At 72.0% G+C, this 19,560-nt stretch carries 20 protein-coding genes; 9 read left to right on the top strand and 11 right to left on the bottom strand.

The window, feature by feature from the left end; translation table 11 throughout:
* Positions 1-59: 59 nt before the first annotated feature.
* Together KUM44_RS33390 and KUM44_RS33385 are read right to left on the bottom strand one after the other, a co-directional pair.
* Positions 60-2,333 carry a cation-translocating P-type ATPase gene (locus tag KUM44_RS33390; protein WP_217213497.1) on the bottom strand — a complete coding sequence of 758 codons (2,274 nt, stop codon included), beginning with the start codon at positions 2,331-2,333 and terminating at the stop codon, positions 60-62.
* 66 nt (positions 2,334-2,399) lie between these two features.
* The gene (locus KUM44_RS33385; protein ID WP_217213496.1) at positions 2,400-2,615 is read right to left on the bottom strand and encodes a heavy-metal-associated domain-containing protein; all 216 of its coding nucleotides are present in this window, start codon (positions 2,613-2,615) and stop codon (positions 2,400-2,402) included.
* A 182-nt stretch (positions 2,616-2,797) separates the two neighbouring features.
* Here KUM44_RS33385 and KUM44_RS33380 point away from each other — a divergent pair, with 182 nt between their 5' ends.
* Positions 2,798-3,787: a hypothetical protein gene (locus KUM44_RS33380; protein WP_217213495.1), complete on the top strand. Its 990-nt coding sequence runs from the start codon at positions 2,798-2,800 to the stop codon at positions 3,785-3,787.
* Positions 3,788-3,863: 76 nt separating this feature from the next.
* Here KUM44_RS33380 and KUM44_RS33375 read toward each other — a convergent pair whose 3' ends face one another.
* Both KUM44_RS33375 and KUM44_RS33370 read right to left on the bottom strand, forming a co-directional pair.
* Entirely contained in the window at positions 3,864-5,699 is a 1,836-nt protein-coding gene (locus KUM44_RS33375) for a glycoside hydrolase family 15 protein (RefSeq protein ID WP_217213494.1), read from the bottom strand.
* 108 nt (positions 5,700-5,807) lie between these two features.
* On the bottom strand, positions 5,808-6,587 hold the full coding sequence (locus KUM44_RS33370; RefSeq protein WP_217213493.1) for a DeoR/GlpR family DNA-binding transcription regulator: 780 nt from the start codon (positions 6,585-6,587) through the stop codon (positions 5,808-5,810).
* 155 nt (positions 6,588-6,742) lie between these two features.
* Between KUM44_RS33370 and KUM44_RS33365 the strand changes: the two genes are divergently transcribed.
* The gene (locus KUM44_RS33365) at positions 6,743-7,624 is read left to right on the top strand and encodes an SIS domain-containing protein (protein ID WP_217213492.1); all 882 of its coding nucleotides are present in this window, start codon (positions 6,743-6,745) and stop codon (positions 7,622-7,624) included.
* A gap of 45 nt (positions 7,625-7,669) precedes the next feature.
* Positions 7,670-8,518, top strand: coding sequence for a class II fructose-bisphosphate aldolase (locus KUM44_RS33360; protein WP_217213491.1), 849 nt, complete (start codon positions 7,670-7,672; stop codon positions 8,516-8,518).
* A gap of 28 nt (positions 8,519-8,546) precedes the next feature.
* On the opposite strand, the gene KUM44_RS33355 is transcribed toward KUM44_RS33360, so the two are convergent.
* The gene (locus KUM44_RS33355) at positions 8,547-9,680 is read right to left on the bottom strand and encodes a methyltransferase (RefSeq protein WP_217213490.1); all 1,134 of its coding nucleotides are present in this window, start codon (positions 9,678-9,680) and stop codon (positions 8,547-8,549) included.
* A 68-nt stretch (positions 9,681-9,748) separates the two neighbouring features.
* Between KUM44_RS33355 and KUM44_RS33350 the strand changes: the two genes are divergently transcribed.
* Both KUM44_RS33350 and KUM44_RS33345 read left to right on the top strand, forming a co-directional pair.
* Positions 9,749-10,402, top strand: coding sequence for an alpha-ketoglutarate-dependent dioxygenase AlkB (locus KUM44_RS33350; RefSeq protein ID WP_217213489.1), 654 nt, complete (start codon positions 9,749-9,751; stop codon positions 10,400-10,402).
* Positions 10,403-10,438: 36 nt separating this feature from the next.
* A complete protein-coding gene (locus tag KUM44_RS33345; protein ID WP_217213488.1) occupies positions 10,439-11,680 on the top strand; it encodes an ROK family protein in 1,242 nt (413 codons plus the stop codon).
* A 1-nt stretch (position 11,681) separates the two neighbouring features.
* Here the strand turns inward: KUM44_RS33345 and KUM44_RS33340 are convergent, their stop codons facing one another.
* The gene (locus tag KUM44_RS33340) at positions 11,682-11,969 is read right to left on the bottom strand and encodes a hypothetical protein (RefSeq protein WP_217213487.1); all 288 of its coding nucleotides are present in this window, start codon (positions 11,967-11,969) and stop codon (positions 11,682-11,684) included.
* An 84-nt stretch (positions 11,970-12,053) separates the two neighbouring features.
* Between KUM44_RS33340 and KUM44_RS33335 the strand changes: the two genes are divergently transcribed.
* The gene (locus KUM44_RS33335) at positions 12,054-12,503 is read left to right on the top strand and encodes an RpiB/LacA/LacB family sugar-phosphate isomerase (RefSeq protein WP_217213486.1); all 450 of its coding nucleotides are present in this window, start codon (positions 12,054-12,056) and stop codon (positions 12,501-12,503) included.
* On the opposite strand, the gene KUM44_RS33330 is transcribed toward KUM44_RS33335, so the two are convergent.
* The 3 genes from KUM44_RS33330 to KUM44_RS33320 are packed head-to-tail and all read right to left on the bottom strand — an operon-like array spanning position 12,490 to position 14,153.
* Complete coding sequence (locus tag KUM44_RS33330; protein ID WP_217213485.1) at positions 12,490-12,924, bottom strand: tautomerase family protein; 435 nt, start codon at positions 12,922-12,924, stop codon at positions 12,490-12,492. The two genes, KUM44_RS33335 and KUM44_RS33330, sit on opposite strands and share 14 nt — an antisense overlap.
* 30 nt (positions 12,925-12,954) lie before the next feature.
* On the bottom strand, positions 12,955-13,527 hold the full coding sequence (locus KUM44_RS33325) for a DUF4865 family protein (protein WP_217213484.1): 573 nt from the start codon (positions 13,525-13,527) through the stop codon (positions 12,955-12,957).
* An 11-nt stretch (positions 13,528-13,538) separates the two neighbouring features.
* Positions 13,539-14,153 (bottom strand): TetR/AcrR family transcriptional regulator, encoded by a 615-nt coding sequence (locus KUM44_RS33320; protein ID WP_217213483.1) that lies wholly within the window; start codon positions 14,151-14,153, stop codon positions 13,539-13,541.
* Between the two features lie 171 nt (positions 14,154-14,324).
* Between KUM44_RS33320 and KUM44_RS33315 the strand changes: the two genes are divergently transcribed.
* The 3 genes from KUM44_RS33315 to KUM44_RS33305 are packed head-to-tail and all read left to right on the top strand — an operon-like array spanning position 14,325 to position 17,946.
* Complete coding sequence (locus KUM44_RS33315) at positions 14,325-14,606, top strand: SHOCT domain-containing protein (protein ID WP_217213482.1); 282 nt, start codon at positions 14,325-14,327, stop codon at positions 14,604-14,606.
* The gene (locus KUM44_RS33310) at positions 14,603-15,361 is read left to right on the top strand and encodes an ABC transporter ATP-binding protein (RefSeq protein ID WP_217213481.1); all 759 of its coding nucleotides are present in this window, start codon (positions 14,603-14,605) and stop codon (positions 15,359-15,361) included. Before KUM44_RS33315 ends, KUM44_RS33310 begins: the two co-directional genes overlap by 4 nt.
* 23 nt (positions 15,362-15,384) lie before the next feature.
* Positions 15,385-17,946: an ABC transporter permease gene (locus KUM44_RS33305; RefSeq protein WP_217213650.1), complete on the top strand. Its 2,562-nt coding sequence runs from the start codon at positions 15,385-15,387 to the stop codon at positions 17,944-17,946.
* Between the two features lie 249 nt (positions 17,947-18,195).
* On the opposite strand, the gene KUM44_RS33300 is transcribed toward KUM44_RS33305, so the two are convergent.
* Together KUM44_RS33300 and KUM44_RS33295 are read right to left on the bottom strand one after the other, a co-directional pair.
* Positions 18,196-18,774, bottom strand: a complete 579-nt coding sequence (locus KUM44_RS33300; RefSeq protein ID WP_217213480.1) for an ATP-binding protein — start codon at positions 18,772-18,774, stop codon at positions 18,196-18,198.
* Positions 18,775-18,957: 183 nt separating this feature from the next.
* Complete coding sequence (locus KUM44_RS33295; protein ID WP_062717296.1) at positions 18,958-19,278, bottom strand: hypothetical protein; 321 nt, start codon at positions 19,276-19,278, stop codon at positions 18,958-18,960.
* Positions 19,279-19,560: the final 282 nt, after the last annotated feature.

Raw genomic sequence — 19,560 nt, 5'->3', positions numbered from 1 at the left:
GCCGTCGACATGACTGAGGGCGCCGCGTGTGCGGCGCCCTCACCTTCCTGTGGAAGGGATCAGTCCGCGGCCCGGAACGAGCGCAGCCGCAGCGAGTTGCCGACGACGAACACCGAGGAGAAGGCCATGGCGGCTCCGGCGATCATCGGGTTGAGCAGTCCCGCCGCGGCGAGCGGGAGGGCGGCGACGTTGTAGGCGAAGGCCCAGAACAGGTTGGACCGGATGGTGCCGAGCGTCCTGCGGGAGAGCCGGATGGCGTCGGCGGCGACGCGCAGGTCGCCCCGCACCAGGGTGAGGTCGCCGGCCTCGATCGCGGCGTCCGTGCCCGTACCCATCGCCAGTCCCAGATCGGCCTGGGCCAGGGCTGCCGCGTCGTTGACGCCGTCGCCGACCATCGCGACCGAACGGCCCTCGCCCTGTAGCCGCTTGACGACGTCGGCCTTGTCCTGCGGCAGCACCTCGGCGATGACGTGCTCCGGCGCGATGCCGACCTCGCGGGCGACGGACTCGGCCACGGCGCGGTTGTCGCCGGTCAGCAGGATCGGGGTGAGACCGAGGTCGCGCAGCCGCCGGATCGCCTCCGGGCTGGTCTCCTTGACCGCGTCGGCCACCTCCAGGACCGCCCGCGCCTCGCCGTCCCAGGCGACCGCGATGGCCGTGCGACCGGACGCCTCGGCCTCGGACTTGGCGTGCGCCAGGTGCTCCGGCAGTTCCATGGCCCACTCCTCCAGCAGCCGCTCCCGGCCCACCAGCACGGCGTGGCCGTCGACCACGCCCTGCACCCCGAGGCCGGGCACGTTCGCGAAGTCCTCCGGCGTGGGCAGCGAACCCAGCTTCGCCAGCGCCCCGTCGGCCACGGCGCGTGCGATCGGGTGCTCGGAGGCATGCTCCAACGCACCCGCCAGCCGCAGGACTTCGGCCTCCTCCGTGTTGTCCCCGGTGTGCACGGCCAGCAGGGTCATCCGGCCGGTGGTGACCGTGCCCGTCTTGTCGAGGACGATCGTGTCGATCCTGCGAGTGGACTCCAGTACCTCCGGGCCCTTGATCAGGATGCCGAGCTGCGCGCCCCGACCGGTGCCCACCATCAGCGCGGTCGGCGTGGCCAGACCCAGGGCGCACGGGCAGGCGATGATCAGTACGGCGACCGCCGCGGTGAAGGCGGCGGCAGGCCCGGCGCCGTTGCCGAGCCAGAAGCCGAGGGTGCCCAGCGCCAGGGCGATCACGATCGGCACGAACACGGCGGAGATCCGGTCCGCGAGCCGCTGTGCCGCGGCCTTGCCGTTCTGCGCGTCCTCCACCAGCTTCGCCATCCGGGCGAGTTGGGTGTCGGCGCCGACCCGGGTGGCCTCGACGACGAGACGGCCGCCCGCGTTGAGCGTGGCGCCGGTGACCGCGTCGCCCCGGGCGACCTCGACCGGCACGGACTCGCCGGTGAGCATCGACGCGTCCACGGCCGACGAGCCCTCGACCACCGTGCCGTCGGTGGCGATCTTCTCTCCGGGGCGTACGACAAAGCGGTCGCCGACTTTCAGCTCCGAGACCGGTATGGTCCGTTCACCGCCGTCCGCGCCCAGCACGGCGACGTCCTTGGCACCCAGCTCCAGCAGCGCCTTCAGCGCCGCGCCCGCCTTGCGCTTGGAACGGGCCTCGAAGTAGCGCCCGGCCAGGATGAAGGCGGTGACTCCTGCGGCCGCCTCCAGATAGATGTTCCCGGAGCCGTCACCGCGGGAGATGGTCAGCTCGAAGGGGTGCGTCATGCCGGGTTCGCCCGCCGTGCCGAGGAACAGTGCCCACACCGACCACAGGAACGCGGCCGACGTGCCGACCGAGATCAGCGTGTCCATGGTCGCGGCGCCGTGCCGCAGATTGGTGAACGCCGCCTTGTGGAACGGCCAGGCGGCATACGTCACGACGGGCGCCGCCAGCGTGAGCGACAGCCACTGCCAGTACTCGAACTGGAGGGCCGGGATCATCGCCATCGCGACGACGGGCACGGCGAGCGTGACGGCGGTGATCAACCGCTCCCGAAGCGGCCGCAGTTCATCCTGTCCGTCGCCGCTCCCGGGCGGGTCCTGCGCGTCCTTCGCGTCCCGCACGGGCGGCGCGGGCTCCTGTGCCGTGTACCCGGTCGCCTCGACGGTGGCGATCAGGTCCTGGACGGAGACCTCGTCGCCGTAGCTGACCTTCGCCTTCTCGGTGGCGTAGTTGACCGTGGCGGTCACGCCGTCCATGCGGTTCAGCTTCTTCTCGATGCGCGCCGCGCACGAGGCGCAGGTCATGCCGCCGATGGCGAGCTCTACCTCGGCCGTGGGGTGGGACGCGGTGGTGGTCATCGCTGCTCCTGGTGCGGGGTGCGGGCGGAGCCGGGCGCGGGCCGGGCTCCTGCGGTCGGGTGCGGGTCAGGCGGCGCGGCCGGTCAGTTCGTAGCCGGCCTCGTCGACGACCTCGGCGACCAGGGCGTCGTCGGGCTCGGCGGCGCTGGTGACGGTGACCTGGCCGGTCGCGAGGTCGACGCCGACGTCGGTGACGCCGTCGAGCTCGCCGATGACCTTGGTGAGGGTGGCCTTGCAGTGGCCGCAGCTCATTCCGGCCACGGCGTACGTGGTGATGGACATGGGTTCCTCCTGAGGGTGGGGCCGCGGTCGACCAGGGTACCGGGCAGGGGTATCCTTGCCGGTGTCCATGTATACCCCCAGGGGGTAGCGGAGGCAAGTGCTGAACCGGATTGACTTCATACCCCCCAGGGGTATTGTGAGGTGCAGTGAAGCCCGGAGAGACCGACCCGCAGGAGACCGCCATGCATGCCGGACTGAGGATCACCGCGTTCGCCGCCGCACTGGCCGCGACCTTCGGCACCGCCTACGGTGTGGGTGAGGCCGTGGACCCCGTCGTCGAGGACCCCGCCCCCGCCCGCCACGAAAGCCACAGCGAGGCGTCACCGGCACCGGAGCGAGGCGCCGGACACGGCGGGCACCAGACCGAACCGGCCGGCGGACTGGAGATCTCCGCGGGCGGCTACACCCTCGACCTGCGGACACAGAGCATCACGGCAGGCCGGCGCGCCGACCTGAGCTTCGTCATCCGCGACGACGACGGCCGTGCGGTCACCGCCTACCGGCGCGAGCACGACAAGGAACTCCACCTCATCGTGGCCTCGCGCGACCTGGGCACCTACCGCCACCTTCACCCCACCCGGGCCGCCGACGGCACCTGGAGCATCCCCGTGGACCTGCCCCGCGCGGGCGGCTACCGCGTCTTCGCCGACTTCACCCCGGCGAAGAAGGGCGCCGAGAACCTCACCCTCGGCGCCGACCTGGCGGCCTCCGGCCCATACGAGCCGCAGCGACTGCCCACCCCGAACACCACCGCCGAGATCGACGGCTATGACGTCCGACTGGACGGCCGCCTGCGTCCCGGCAAGGAGAGCGAACTGAAGCTCAAGGTCGCGCGGGACGGACAGCCCGTGACCAACCTCCAGCCCTACCTCGGCGCGTACGGCCACCTGGTGGCCCTGCGCTCCGGCGACCTCGCCTACCTCCACGTCCACCCGAACGGCGAACCCGGCGACGGCACGACGAAGCCCGGACCGGAGATCTCCTTCACGGCGACGGCACCGAGCAGGGGCACGTACCGGCTGTTCCTCGACTTCAAGCACGAAGGAGAGGTGCACACGGCCGCGTTCACGGTCCGGGCGGGTGCGGCGACGGCCGCTGAGGAGGCGTCCTCGCAGGCGCCGTCGGGTTCGTCCTCAGGGGGGCACGAGGGCGAGCCCGGTCACGGCCACTGACCTCGGATCCGCCCCGCCCGCCGCTGGCGCCGGGTGCCCGGTTGAGCCGCATGTCGTTGAGTCCTGTGAACCGGCCTCATCCCAGGGCGCGGTCCAGGTTGAACGCCGCGCTGATCAGGGCGAGATGCGTGAACGCCTGGGGGAAGTTGCCCTGTTGCTCGCCGGTGTGGCTGATCTCCTCGGCGTACAGGCCCAGATGGTTGGCGTACGTCAGCATCTTCTCGAAGGCCAGTCGCGCCTCGTCGACCCGGCCGGCCCGGACCATGGCCTCGACGTACCAGAACGAGCAGATGGAGAACGTGCCCTCGTCGCCGCGCAACCCGTCGGGGCTCGCCTGCGGGTCGTAGCGGTAGACCAGCGAGTCGGACACCAGGTCCTGGGTGAGAGCGTCCAGCGTGGACAGCCACTTGGGGTCGGTCGGCGCGATGAACTTCGCCAGCGGCATCATCAGCACGGCGGCGTCCAGTACGTCGCCGTCCTCGTGCTGGACGAAGGCCTGGCGCCGCTCGGACCAGCCCCGGCTCATGATCCGCCGGTAGATCGTGTCCCGGCACGCCTGCCAGCGCGGCAGATCGGCGGGCAGCCCGCGCCGGTTGGCCATGCGGATGCCCCGCTCGATCGCCACCCAGCACATCAGCCGCGAGTACAGGAAGTTCTTCCGGCCGCCGCGGGTCTCCCAGACGCCCTCGTCCGGCTGGTCCCAGTTGTCGCACACCCAGTCCACCAGCGCGCACACGTCGTCCCACTGGCCGCTGGAGATCGGCTTGGCCCACTTGTCGTAGAGGTAGATCGAGTCGATCAGCGCGCCGTAGATGTCGAGCTGGAGCTGACCGGCGGCGGCGTTGCCGATGCGCACGGGGGCGGAACCGCGATGCCCCTCCAGGTGGCCGAGTTCGCGCTCGGGCAGCTCGGCGCGGCCGTCGATGCCGTACATGATCTGCAACGGGCCGGTCTGGCAGCCGTCGCCGCGGCTGACGTGCTCGGTCAGGAAGTTCATGAACGCCTCGGCCTCCTCCGTGAAGCCCAGCCGCAGCATCGCGTACACGCAGAAGGCGGCGTCGCGCACCCACACGTACCGGTAGTCCCAGTTGCGCTCCCCGCCCAGCTGCTCCGGCAGGCTCGTCGTCGGCGCGGCCACGATCGCGCCGGTCGGCGCGTAGGTGAGCAGCTTCAGGGTGAGAGCGGAGCGGTGCACCATCTCCCGCCAGCGGCCGCGGTACTGGGAGGCGGACAGCCACTTCCGCCAGTACGCCACCGTGCTGTTGAACTGTTCCTCCGCCTCGCTCCGCGCGCACCGGCGCAGCGTCACCTCGGCGCCGAGCTGGTCCAGCGCGAACACCGCCGACTCACCCTGCGCGAGCTTGAAGTCGGCGCGCACGTCCGGTCCGTCGACCTCCAGCGGCATGGTCGAGGTCAGCCCGAGCGACAGCTTCTCGGACTCGAACACCGCGACCTCGCCCACCATGCGGACAGTGTGCGGCTGTGTGCCGTACTCGAAGCGCGGCGCGACCCGCGTCCGGAACGGGATCGACCCGCGGACGCACACCACCCGCCGGATCAGCCGGTGCCGTTCGGACTCCACCGAGCTGCCGTCCACCGGCATGAAGTCCTGCACCTCGCCGACGCCGTCCTCGGTGAAGAACCTGGTGATCAGGACGTTCGTGTCGGGGAAGTAGAACTGCTTGGTCCTGGCCGGCACCGCCGCCGCCAGCTCGAAGCAGCCGCCCCGCTCCGCGTCCAGGATCGCCGCGAAGACGCTCGGCGCGTCGAAGGCCGGGCAGCAGTACCAGTCGATCGTGCCGTCCGTCCCCACCAGGGCCACACTGCGCAGATCGCCGATCAGCCCGTGCTCGGCGATCGGCAGACAGCGCGATGTCGTGGGTGCGTCCGTCCCGATCGGGGTTGTGCTCATCGCAGCCTCCCTGGCCCGCCGACTCCCTGACCCGCAGTGCGCCTCGCTCCCAGCGTAGGTGGAATCGGACGGGCGGGAGCCGGGATCCGGGGGCCGGACCGCGAGGGCTCAGACCACGATGACCCGCAGGCCGGCCTCCTCGAAGCGCCGCACGGTGTCGGGCGTGGCCGCCGTGTCCGTGACCAGCGTGTCCACCGCGTCGGCCGCGCAGATCCGGGCGAACGCACGCCGGCCCAGCTTGCTGGAGTCGGCGGCCACGACCACCCGCTCGGCGCGCTCGCACAGCAGCCGGTTGATCGCCGCCTCCGCCTCGTCGTGCGCGGCGGCGCCGTGCGTCGCGTCGAAACCGACGACGCCGAGGACCGCCACGTCGAGGGTGATCTGGGACAGTACCCCGTCGGCGAGCGGCCCGATGAGCTCGTACGACTGCGGGCGCGCGACCCCACCGGTGAGCACGATCTTGAACTGGGGGCGGACGGCCAGCTCATTGCCGATGTTGAGCGCGTTGGTGACGACGGTCAGCGCCGGCGTCCCGGACACCAGGTCGCTGCGCACGGCCAGGGCGCGCGCCACCTCGGTGGTCGTCGTGCCGCCGGTCAGCCCGACCGCCTCGCCGGGCGCGATGAGGTCGGCCACCGCCTTGGCGATGCGCTGCTTCTCGGAGGCGTGCCGGGCGGTCTTGTAGCGCAGCGGCAGTTCGTACGACACCCCGTGCACGACCGCGCCGCCCCGCGTGCGGACGAGCATCTGCTGCTCGGCGAGCTGATCGAAGTCACGTCGGATCGTCGCGGCCGAGACCGCCAGTTCGGCGGCCGCCTCCTCGACGTCCAGCCGGCCACGCTCCACGAGCAGCTCCAGCAGCGCCTTCCAGCGGGCGTCGCGCGACATCCGCCCTCCATTCCTCGATCATTCCCCGATCTCCGGCGACCTTAGCGCACCCCTTTGCGGCGCAATGCTTGATTCTGCTCGAAAGCTAGCGATATCTTGCAAGAACAATCACAGGTATTGGGCGAGGCTCATCGAGAGCGTGAAAGGGCGGCGGCATGACACATGTCGAGGACGAGCTCAACAGCCAGCCCGAGTGCTGGACCCGCGCCGCGGCCGAGGCGGCAGGGCTCGGCGGGGTGCTGCCGGAACCCGGCGAGCGGATCGCGGTCGTCGGCTGCGGGACGTCGTACTTCATGGCGCAGGCCTACGCCGCACTGCGCGAGGGATCGGGCCGGGGCGAGACGGACGCCTTCGCCGCCTCGGAGTTCCCGCACGGGCGGGCGTACGACCGTGTCCTCGCCCTCAGCCGCTCCGGCACGACGACCGAAGTGCTCGACCTGCTGGGGAAGTTGAAGGGCCGCACGCCTACCACGGCACTCACGGCCGACCCGAACACGCCCGTCATGACGACCGCCGACGAGCTCGTCGTCCTCGACTACGCCGACGAACGGTCCGTCGTGCAGACCCGGTTCGCGACCACCGCCCTCACCCTGCTCCGCGCCCACCTCGGCCTGCACACCGACGCCGTCGTGGCCGACGCCCGCACCGCACTCGCCGACGACCTGCCCGAAGGGCTCGTGGAGTGCGGGCAGTTCACCTTCCTCGGCCGAGGCTGGACGGTGGGGCTGGCCAACGAGGCCGGGCTGAAGATGCGCGAGGCGTCGCTCGCCTGGACCGAGGCCTACCCGGCCATGGAGTACCGGCACGGCCCGATCAGCATCACCACGAGCGGCACCGCGACCTGGATGTTCGGCGAGGCGCCCGAGGGGCTGGCCGAACAAGTGCACTCCACCGGCGGACTGTGGATCGAGGGCCGCCTCGACCCGCTCGCCGAACTGGTCCGCGCCCAGCGCCTCGCGGTCGCCGTCGCCGCGGCCCGCGGACTCGATCCGGACCGGCCACGCCACCTCACCCGCTCGGTGATCCTCACCCCCTGACGCGCCCCCTTCGCACCCCCCTCACGCGCCGAGAAAGGACAGGCCGTGCCCCTCGTGACCACCGGCGAACTCATCACCCGCGCCGCCGCAGCCCGCTCCGCCGTCGCCGCCTTCAACGTCATCACCCTGGAGCACGTCGAGGCCGTCATCGCCGGTGCGGAATCGGTGACTTCACCCGTCGTCCTCCAGGTCAGCGAGAACGCCGTCAAGTTCCGCTACGGACGTCTCCTGCCGCTCGCCCGCGCCGCCGTCGCCGCCGCCGAACGCGCCGCCGTCCCCGTCGCGTTGCACCTCGACCACATCCAGAGCGACGACCTGCTGCGCCAGGCGCCGGAGGCCGGGTTCAGCTCCGTGATGTACGACGCGGCCAGACTGCCGTACGCCGACAACCTCGCCGCGACAAAGGCCGCCGTCGACTGGGCGCATGCCCAAGGGCTGTGGATCGAGGCCGAGTTGGGGCGGCTGGGCGGCAAGAACGGCGAGCCGCCCCTCGACGCCCACGCCCCGGGCGCCCGCACCGATCCGGCCGAGGCCCACGCCTTCGTCGCCGACTCCGGCGTCGACGCCCTCGCCGTCGCCATCGGCAGCTCGCACGCCATGACCACCCGCACCGCCACCCTCGACCACGACCTCCTCAAGCGCCTGGCCGGCGCCCTGGACGTCCCCCTCGTCCTGCACGGCTCCTCCGGCGTCCCCGACGGCGAACTGACCGCCGCGGTCGCGGGCGGCATCGCCAAGGTCAATGTCGGCACGGCCCTCAACATCGCCATGACGGGAGCGATCCGGGACTACCTCGCCGCCCATCCCGAGGCGGTCGACTCACGCAAGTACCTGAGCGTGGGGCGCGAGGCGATGGTGCGGGCGGTGGCCGACATCATCGAGGTACTGGCCTGACAGAAGTACTGGTCCAGGACCGTGACGCCTACCTCTTGACGGCCCTCAGCACCACGAACTTCGGGTCCCCGGCGATGAGTTGACTGTTGCCGAACAACCGCCGCAGCTTCACGTGGTAGCCGAGATGCCGGTTGCCGATCACCCACAGCTCGCCGCCCGGCCGCAGCGCACGCCGCGCCCCTGTGAACATCCGCCAGGCCGTCGCGTCGGTCGTCGCCTGGTGGGAGTGGAACGGCGGATTGTTCAGCACGAGGTCCACACTCCCGGCCGGCACCCCCGCCATTCCGTCCCCGACCCGGAACTCGGCGTGCCCGGGCACCCCGTTCGCCTTGTACGTCGCCTCCGCCGAGGCCACGGCCTGGAACGACTCGTCCACGAACAACACCTCGGCGTCCGGGTTCGCCAGCGCCATCGCCGTACCGACGACGCCGTTGCCGCACCCGAGGTCCACCACCCGCTGGGGGCCCTTGCCGCCGGGCAGATGCCCCAGGAAGAAGCGGGTGCCGATGTCGAGCCGGTCGGCACAGAAGACGCCCGCGTGATTGACGACCGTGCGCCCCGAGACCGCGCCGATGCCCTCGGGAAGGGCGTAGGTGTACGGCCACGGGTTCGCGGGGCGCGCCACGGACGGCTCGGGCGTGCAGAAGATCAGCCGGGCCTTCCTCTCGGCGAGCGAGGTGCGGGTCGGGCCGAGGATCCGCTCGAACAGCTGGAGCGTCGAGGTGTGGATCTCCTTCACCATCCCGGTGCCGACGACCACTGTGCCCTCGTGCACGGCGGGCGCCAGTCGCAGCAGCTGGTCCTCCAGCAGCGCCAGGCTCTTCGGCACCCGCACGAGCAGCACGTCGACACGCTCAGGCGGCGGATCCTGGGTGGTGCCGAGCTGGACGGTGCCGGGCTCGACACCGCGCCGGGCGAGGTTGGCCCGGGTCGCCTCCTGGGCCAGCCAGGAGTCGGTGATCTGCACCGGGCCGTGCGCCGCGAGCGCCGTGACCAGAGCGCCCCAGCGGTCACCGACGACCACGACCGTGCCGGACAGCGGGACCTCCCGCTCCGCCAGATGCCTCAGGAGGTACTCGTCGGAGGCGTCCCAGGCACGCAGCCTGTCACGGGGGTCCTCGGGGAAACGGGTCAGCGCGAGCTCGCCCCAGGGCGTCGTCATACGGTCGTTCATCGTGCGTCAAGGCTAGCCGAGCCGCAGCTCAAGGCCGGTGGGGGAGGATGGGAGGCATGGACGCCGAGCTGTTCCCCCGGGAGCGTACGCAGGTCGCGCCGGGCGCGGTGCATGTGCCCGACTGGCTGGATCCGGACCGCCAGCGCGAGCTGGTGGACGCCTGCCGCGCATGGGCTCGCCCTCCGGCCGGCCTGCGCACAGTGCGTACTCCCGGCGGCGGCACCATGACCGCCCGGCAGGTCTGTCTGGGCTGGCACTGGTACCCGTACGGCTACGCCCGCACGGTCGTCGACGGCGACGACGCCCCGGTGAAACCGTTCCCCGAGTGGCTCGGCGAGCTGGGCAGGCGCGCGGTGCGGGACACCCTCGGCGCACCGGACGGAGAACCGGAAGCGGCGTACGACATCGCCCTGATCAACTTCTACGCCGCCGAGGCCCGCATGGGCATGCACCGCGACAGCGACGAGAAGGCGGACGCCCCGGTGGTCTCGCTGAGCCTCGGCGACACCTGCGTCTTCCGCTTCGGCAACCCCGAGACCCGGACCCGGCCGTACACGGACATCGAGCTGCGCAGCGGTGACCTGTTCGTGTTCGGCGGCCCGTCGCGGCTCGCCCACCACGGTGTGCCGAAGGTGCAGCCGGGCACCGCACCGCCGGAGTTGGGGCTGACCGGGCGGCTGAACATCACGCTCAGAGTGAGCGGCCGGTAGGCCCCCGCAGCTGCGGATCATGGGAGACTCGCCCTCATGAGCGGCAAGGCGGACCCCCGGACGGCGGGGGAAGGGACCACCTCGAGGACGCGGTTGGACCGGGGGCGCGGTGCGCTCGGACCCGCGTTGGAGCTCGTGCACACCGGACGCGCCCCCACGCGCGCCGTCCTCACCGCCGAACTCGGCGTGACCCGGGCCACCGCCGGCGCGGTCGCCGCCGAGCTGGTGGCTCTCGGGCTGATCCGGGTCGATGCCCGGCCCGGCGCGGCGGCCGGGTCGCAGGGGCGGCCCTCGCACCGGCTGGCGGTCGCCGAGGACGGCCCGGTCGTCCTCGCCGCACAGGTGCACGCCGACGGGTTCCGGGCGGCGCTGGTCGGCCTGGGCGGCCGTATCGTCGCCACCGCGCCCGGCCGCGAGACGGTCGACGCGGATCCGGCGAAGGTCCTCGGCTCGGTGGTCGAGGCCGGCGCCGACCTGCTGCGCGCGACGGGCCGGCGCTGCGTCGGCGCCGGCCTCGCCGTCCCCTCCGCGGTCGCGGACCCGGACGGCCTGGCACTGAACCCCCTCCACCTCGACTGGCCCGTGGGCGCGCCGGTGCGCCGTATCTTCACCGAGTGCGTGCGCGCGGCCGGCATCACCGGACCGGCCTTCGCCGCCAACGACGTCAACCTCGCCGCCCTCGCCGAACACCGGCACGGCGCCGGGCGCGGCTCCCGCGACCTGCTGTGCGTGGCCACCGGGCACCGCGGCGTCGGCGGCGCGCTCGTGCTGGACGGCCGCCTGCACACCGGCAGTTCGGGCCTGGCCCTGGAGGTCGGCCACCTCACCGTGCACCCCGAGGGCAGACCCTGTCACTGCGGCAGCCGCGGCTGCCTGGACGTCGAGACCGACCCGCTGGCGCTCCTGACGGCGGCGGGCCGTGAGCCCGGTCCCGAGGGCTCCCTGCTCCAGCAGGCCAAGGACCTGATCCGCACCCAGTACGACGACCCCGCGGTCCGCACGGCCACCGAGGCCCTCATCGACCGGCTCGGCCTGGGTCTGGCCGGACTGGTCAACATCCTCAACCCGGACCGCATCATCCTCGGCGGCCTGCACCGCACCCTGCTCGACACCGACCCCGACCGCCTGCGCGCCGTCGTCGCCGACCGCAGCCTGTGGGGCCAGAGCGGCGGCGTCCCGATCCTCGCCTGCACCCTCGACCACAACAGCCTGGTCGGCGCGGCCGAGTTGGCGTGGCAGCCGGTGCTGGACGATCCGCTCGGGGCGCTGGCGCCGTAGGTCACCGCTCGTCGGCGGTCTCAAGGATCCGCGTCCGGGGCGCCCCGGCCAGCGCGGGCGCGTTCTCGGACGACGACCACACCCTCGACCTCAGGAACCCCAGGAAGCGCTCGGCTTCGGCCACGTCGTCGAAGTCGAGGTCGACGACGACATAGGCGGGGTCGTCGACGGGCTGCTGGACGCGGTAGTGCCGTACGCCCGCGTCGGCACGTGCCGGGGCGAAGCGGTCGAAGGCCGTCTTCCACCTGGCGAAGTCCGTGATCGGATGCTCGATGTGCAGGGTCGGCATGGTTCCTCCTCGGCCGTTCCCACCGCTCATCTCCATGCTCGGCCGCGCGCCGGGCGGGCGCATGCCCAGCGGTAGGCTCGGCACATGCGGATCTCGGTCTCCTCGGACATGGACGAACCCGTCGCCCGCCTCCTCGTCACCGAGCTGCGCGGCCGCGGCCACGACGTGGTGACCCACGGAGCGCTCCGCCCCGGCGACGACCCCCAGTGGGCCGCCTGCTCCTCGGCCGCCGCCCGCGAGGTCGCCGACGGGACGGCGGACCAGGCGGTCGTGTGCTGCTGGACCGGCACGGGCGCGTCGATCGCCGCGAACAAGGTGCCGGGCGTACGGGCAGCCCTGTGCACGGACGCCTACACGGCGGACGGCGCCCGCCGCTGGAACGACGCCAATGTGCTCGCCCTCAGCCTGCGCCTGACGTCCGAGCCCCTGCTCAAGGAGATCCTCGACGCCTGGTTCGCCGGCGCGGCGAGCGGTGACGCGGAGGACCGGGAGAACGTGGCCTGCATCGGACGCCTGGACCTCAGGGAGACGTGAGGTCGACGGGGGCGGGGGAGTCGACGGGGGCGGGGCAGTCGGCGTACTGCGCCACCCCGTCGCCGAACGACCAGTTGATCGGCTCGTTCTCGATCAGATTGACGAACACGTTCCGTGGGTCGGTGCCCGCGTAGCCGTGGGCGAGTTCGGCGATCCTTCGGTAAAGCGCCTGCTTCTGCGCGGGGGTTCGCCCGGAGCGCAGGGTGATCGTGACGTACACGAGGCCGTCGTCCCGGTGGATGCCCAGGTAGTCGGCGTCGTAGCGGAGCGTGCTGCGGGTGCCGTCGTGCCCGACCAGTACCTGGAACCGGTCGTCGGGCGGGATCCCGACGGCCTCCACCAGGGCGTCGTGCACGGCACGGCCGAGCGCGTCCAGCCGCTCGGGGCCGGCTCCCAGGGCGTCGATGCGAACGAAGGGCATGCGTGGGTCTCCTCGCTGTGAACTTCCTCGTCAGCCCCGCAACCGTTCCCGCCCGGGCGCGGAGAGGTGCAGCACCTCGTACATGTCGCCGTCGGTCTTGGGCGTGTCGTTCTCCCAGAGGGAGAAGTGGATCAGCTCCCAACGGCTCGGGTCCACGGCGGCCGCCGAGAGCACCGCGCCGCCCTCGCGGGCGATCCGCTCGGTCTCCCGCGTCGCGTCCGCCATGACGTCGGTCAACAGCCCCTCGTCCGGCACGTGTTGGCGCCGCAGTACCGCGACCCGCGCGGGGGAGCCGACGGCACTGCCCTCCTCGTACGCCAGCCCGGACCACTGCCGGACCGACGGCCGCCCGAAGTCGTCGACGATGCCCTGGAAGGGGCCTCCCCAGAGGAAGGCGTTCATGCCCGCGACGGTGTTCCACAGATAGAACGGCGCGTACTGGTTGACCGGCGATCCGTGCACACCGCGCTCGCGCGTCAGGTACGCCTTGAAGCCCAAGCCCGGCCAGTCGTCGAGCAGATGCCCCCGGCTCGCGACGCGACGGCGGATGATTTCCATGTCGTAGTCGGCAGGCAGGGTGAGCTCGTACTGCGTCGCGTGCATCGGGTGCCTTCCTAGTGGTCCTGGTCCTGGTCCTGTTCTTGGTCCTGGCACGGCGTGAGAAGGGACAGCAGACCCCGGACGCCCGCGTCGAAGGCGGCGGGCGAACCGGACGCCCGGGCGAGGACATAGCCGCCCTGGACCGTCGCGACGATCGTCGCCGCGATCGACTCACCGTCGAGCCCGGAGGCGAACTGCCCCCGCTCCTTGCCCTCCTCGACGATCCCGGCGAGCCGTTCGCGCAGCCAGTCGAGCGTCTCGTCGACCGGGGCCCGCAGTTGGTCGCTGGCGATCACGTCCGGGTCCATCGTCAGCCGCCCGACCGGACAGCCGCGCAGCACATCGCGCTCCCGCCGCAGATACGCCTCGATACGTTCGTACGCCGTGCCCGGCCCGTCGAGTACTCCCGCGACGGTAGCCCGCATCTCCTCGGCGGTACGCCGGATCGCGGCCAGCGCGAGATCCGGCTTCCCCCTGAAGTGGTGGTACATGCTGCCCTGTCCGGCACCCGCGCGCTCCAGGATCGCCTTGGGGCTGGTGCCCACATAGCCGCGCTCCCAGAGCAGTTCACGGGTGGACTCGATCAGCCGGTCCGAAGTGTCCGAGGTGCTCACACCCTCACTGTACATACTAGTAGTTACAGAAGTCGAGCCTCTTGGGAGCAGCACGATCAGCCCGGCGTACTCCCCGCGAGGTACGCACACTGCCGCTGGCCGTACGACGACCCGGCCCCCCTTCCGGCGCGAGCCTCGAACCATCACCGAACGACCCATCCGAACCGACTCGGGAGATGACTCGAGATGCAGACGCTGGCTCACTTCGCCGACGGCGGCCCCGGCCCGTGGATCCTCCTCTTCCCGCTGATCTGGGCGGCCGTCGTGATCGGCGGCATCACCCTGCTGCGCCGCACGGTGTGGCGCGGACGCCGCGGCCCCTGGCGGCCGGCGGCCGACGGCAACTCCCCCATCACCGTGCTCGGCCACCGCTTCGCCTCCGGCGAGATCGACGAGGACGAGTACTGGCGCCGACTGTCCGTCCTGGACGAGCAGTTCGGCCGTACCGGCAAGGGCGGTGCGGCATGACGACCACGACCGTCACGACGACCGTGCCGACGGCCGCCCGGGTCGTCGACGCCGTGAAGGTGTACGGCGCCGGCGACACCAGCGTGAGGGCCCTGGACGGGGTGAGCGTCGACTTCCCGGTCGGCCGCTTCACCGCGATCATGGGGCCCTCGGGCTCCGGCAAGTCCACCCTGATGCACTGCGCGGCCGGCCTCGACACGCTCACCTCGGGCACCGCCCACATCGGCGACACCGAGATCGGCAGCCTCGACGACCGCCGCCTCACCCTCCTGCGCCGCGACCGGGTCGGCTTCGTCTTCCAGGCCTTCAACCTGGTGCCGACGCTGACCGTCGCGGAGAACATCACCCTGCCGCTGGACCTGGCGGGCGGCAGGGGCGACCGGGAGTGGATCGAAGCGCTGATCGACGTGGTCGGCCTGCGCGACCGGCTCCACCACCGCCCCTCCGAGCTCTCCGGCGGCCAGCAGCAGCGCGTCGCCGTGGCCCGGGCCTTTGCGGGACAGCCGGACGTCGTCTTCGCCGACGAGCCCACCGGCAACCTCGACTCCCGCTCCGGCGAGGAGGTCCTCGGCCTGCTCGGCCGCACGGTGCGCCAGACGTCCCGCACGGTCGTCATGGTCACCCACGACCCGGTGGCCGCCGCCCATGCCGACGAGGTCGTCTTCCTCGCCGACGGGCGGCTGGTCGACCGTATGGAATCCCCGACCGCCGACAAGGTCCTGGACCGCATGAAAGCCTTCGAGGTGCCCTCATGAACGCCATGAACGCCATGAACGGCATGAAGGCCTCCGTCCGCCTGAGCGTGTCCTCCCTGCGTGCCCACAAGCGCCGCTTCGTCGGCACGTTCCTCGCGGTATTCCTCGGTGTGGCCTTCCTCGTCGGAACCCTCGTCATGGGCGACACCCTGCGCGCCGGCTTCGACACCATGTTCGGCAACGCCACCAGCGGCACGGACGCCGTCGTCCGCAGCGCCGACGCCATCACCACGCCCGGCGAGAGCGAGGGCGCCCGCGAACCGGTCGGCACCGACCTCGTCACCACGATCGAGCAGGCCCCCGGCGTCGCGGCCGCCGCGCCCAACATCCAGGGCGCCGGCCAGCTCGTCGGCAGGAACGGCGACCCCGTCGGCGGCCAGGGCCCGCCCACCCTCGCCGGCAACTGGATCACCGACCCGAAGCTCAACCCGTACCGTCTGGCCGAGGGCCGCGCCCCGGAGAAGTCCGGCGAGGTCGTCGTGAACCGGGGGACCGCCGAACGCGGCGACCTGAAGATCGGCGACACCACGACCCTGCGCACGCCCGACCCGGTCAAGGTGACCATCGTCGGCCTCGCGACCTTCGGCGGCGAGGACGGCATGGCCCAGGTGACCTTCACCGGCATGACCCGGGCCGACGCCGAGAAGTACCTCACGGCCCGGCCCGGCGAGGCCGCGAGCATCCAGGTGCGGGCCGCACCCGGCACCGGCCAGCAGGACCTCGTCGACGAACTGACGACGGTGCTGCCGAGCGGCGTCGAGGCCATCACCGGCCAGGAGTCGGCCGCCGAGAACACCGACATGATCTCCAGCCAGTTCCTGACCCTCTTCACCACCTTCCTCCTCGTCTTCTCCGGCGTGGCTCTCCTGGTGGCGACCTTCTCCATCCACAACACCTTCGCGATCGTCGTGGCCCAACGCACCCGCGAGAACGCCCTGTTGCGTGCCCTCGGTGCCTCCCGCCGCCAGGTCACCGCGTCGACCCTCGTCGAGGCGACCGCCGTGGCCGTCACCGCGTCGGTGGCCGGTCTGGCCGGCGGCATCGGCATCGCGGCGGGCCTCCAGGCCCTGTTCCCCGCGATCGGATTCCCCTTCCCCGAGGGCGACCTGGTGCTGAAGACCCTCTCCATGACCCTGCCGCTCGCCGTCGGCGTCGTGGTCTGCCTCGGCTCCGCCCTGCTCCCCGCCCGCCGGGCCGGCCGCACCGCACCCCTGGCCGCCCTGCGCGAGACGGCCGTCGACACCTCCGGCGCCTCCCGGGCCCGCGCCGTCACCGGCGTGGGCCTGATCGCCCTGGCGATCGGCGTGACGCTCGGCGGAGTCCTGCTGACCCCGTCCCTCTGGCTGGCGGGCACCGGCGCCACCCTCGCCCTGGCCGCCTTCGTGGTCCTCGGCCCGGTCGCCTCCACGACGGCCGTACGGATCCTCGGCGGCCCCCTCGACCGACTGCGCGGCGTCACCGGCGGCCTCGCCCGGCGCAACGCCCTGCGCAGCCCGAAGCGCACGGCCGCCACCGCGAGCGCCCTGATGATCGGCGTGGCCGTCGTCTCCCTGTTCACGGTGTTCGGAGCCTCGCTGAAGGCGACGATGGACCAGACGGTGTCCAGGTCCTTCGCGGGTGACGTGGCCGTCAGCACCCCGTCGTTCGGCGCGGGCGGCAGCGGCCTGAGCCCGCGCCTCGCCGACGCGGTCCAGCGGCTGCCCGAGGTGGACACGGCCGTCGGACTCGGCCGCGGAGTCGCCGAAGTGGACGGCAAGGGCAGGGCGTTGACGGTCACGGATCCGGTGGCCCTGGAACGCACCTTCGACCTCGGCACCGTCCACGGCTCCCTGAACGACCTCGGCACCCACGGCATGGCCATCACCCAGAAGGAGGCCGACGAACAACACCTGACGACCGGCGACAAGGCCCGCCTCACCTTCACCGACGGCCGCACCGAGACCTTCACGGTCCGCGCGGTCTACGGTCAGTCCGAACTCGCCGGCGACTACGTCATCACCCGCGAGGCCTGGGCCCCGCACCGCACCCAGGACGCCGACACCCTCCTAGCCGTCTCCTTCAAGGACGGCGTGAGCACGGACACCGGCAAGGCGGCGGTGGAAAAGGCAGCCGCCCAGTACGGCAACCCGGAGGTCCAGACCCGGGACGAGTACGCGCAGTCCTCGGCCGGCGGCATCGACATGATGCTCACCCTCGTCTACGCGCTGCTGGCCCTCGCGGTGCTCATCGCCCTCCTTGGCATCGCCAACACCCTCACCCTCGCCATCCACGAACGCACCCGCGAACTCGGCCTCCTGCGGGCCGTGGGCCAGACCCGCCCCCAACTGCGCGCCATGGTCCGCTGGGAGTCGGTCCTCGTAGCAGCCTTCGGCACGGTCGGCGGCCTCGCCCTCGGTTCCTTCCTCGGCTGGGTGCTGGTCAAGGCCTCCGACGGCGCGAGCGACAGCGCCTTCGCCTTCGCGATGCCACCCCTGCAACTCCTGGTGGTAGCCCTGGTCGGCGTGACCGCCGGAGCCCTCGCAGGCCTTCGCCCAGCCCGCCGCGCGGCACGCCTGGACATCCTGCGCGCCATAGCCACCGAGTGACCCATGACCCACCCCGGCCCAAGCGGCCCGCATGACCCACAGCAACGGCCCACCCACCCAGCCGTGCCAACGCGCCGGCCGTGAAGGAGCCGTCGGGGCGCCCCGCAGGCGACCGAACCAGATATTCGGCAGGCCGGCTGTCCCGCCCGTGCACAGGGCTTGCACGGGCGGGACAGGGCTGGCACAGGGCGGGCACAGTGCGTGCGAAGAGCTTGCCCGTACCCGACCGCTCCACCCCTCACCGCCCGGTCAACCGACAACGGCCGACCGGGCGGGAGCATGCTCGGGCCGGCGCAGATCAACCCGCGCCCCGACCTCCGCGAACCGCCGCGCGGGCTCCTCCAAGGCCACTGCCACCGCGGCCGTCCGCTGTGGCGCCCGCGCTCGCGCCCTCGCGCCCCGCGCCGTCACAGGCGTGGGCAGCGCGAACCACACGACCTTGCCTGAATCGCCGTCCGGCCGCACACCCCAGCTCTCGCTGACGGCGGCCACCATCGCCAGCCCGCGCCCGCAGGTGGCGAGCGTGTCGGCGTCCTTGGCGTCGGCGGCCTTGACGTCCGCCACGACCGGCAACCGCGGGTCGTGGTCGCGCACCGAGACCATGAGCCGGTCGAGCAGCAGCTCGATCTCGACGGTGCACATCTTGTCCGGCTGGGCGTGCTGGTGGACGTTGGTCAGTAGCTCGGTCACACCGAGCGCGGCGCGGTCGATCAAGGGATCCAGATGCCAGTAGCGCAACTGCGCCGATACGATTCTGCGGACCTGGCCGATCCGCGACGGCAGGGCTTGGAGCTCCACCGTGCAGTGCCTGCTTGGGTAACTGATCACGGCTGCGACTCCCCGACTGAAGAGGTCCGGAAGAACACGGATACGGATCCAGCAGGGTGCTTGAGGAAAACGGCCGCCTGCTGACGTGGCCGGCGGGCTGGTTCGCAGCGTTATCGCCGGTAAACCCAGAGTGACGTGAGACCAGCGTGACGCAGGGGGTGCGGTACCGCAACTCGCGGTGACTCAGCCCTTACGCCCCGCGGCCTTCCGTACGGCCTCTATGAACCGGCGTGCCGCGGGAGGTCCCGGCTCTCCCGGAGCGGGGTCGTGATCGCCGAGGGTGAGGGAGTAGCGCTTGCCGTTGAGGTCCGCCAGCGCCCGGTCGTCCGAGAACCAGGGCTTGGACGCCCGGACGGCCTGCACCGGCGCGCTGTCGATCTCACTGCCGTAGCTGGTGAGGAGCTGCACCCTGCCGTCGCTGATGCGCACCTGCCCGGCCCGGGTCAGCGAGCGCAGCCGCTTCCCGATCCGCACGCCAGTGGCCCTGAACTCCGGCTCCGCCATGCCCCGCCCCCTTGTGCGCGTCAGTGGCCGGCTCGTCCTGGTACGGGTGCCGGCTCTGGTCGTGATCCAGTGTGCACCCCGTTCGGGATCGCGTCCCGTCCGGTGCAGTCTGCCCGCGTCCCGCGGCGAGCACCAGTGCGCCCGTGGTCGCTGAGCGGGGCGTTCGGAGCACTCGCGCGAATGCGCCCCCGACAACCGGGTGAGACCGTTGCCCCAGTGGTGCAGTGGTGCCTTTGAGGCTCTCAAAGGTGTGTTTATGCAGGTGAGAAGCGTGCGAAAAGG

It is taken from the genome of Streptomyces sp. AC550_RSS872 (assembly GCF_019049285.1).
Lineage (GTDB): Bacteria > Actinomycetota > Actinomycetes > Streptomycetales > Streptomycetaceae > Streptomyces.
Note: the sequence above shows the minus strand (reverse complement) of the source record. Positions and strands in the feature narration are given on the sequence as shown.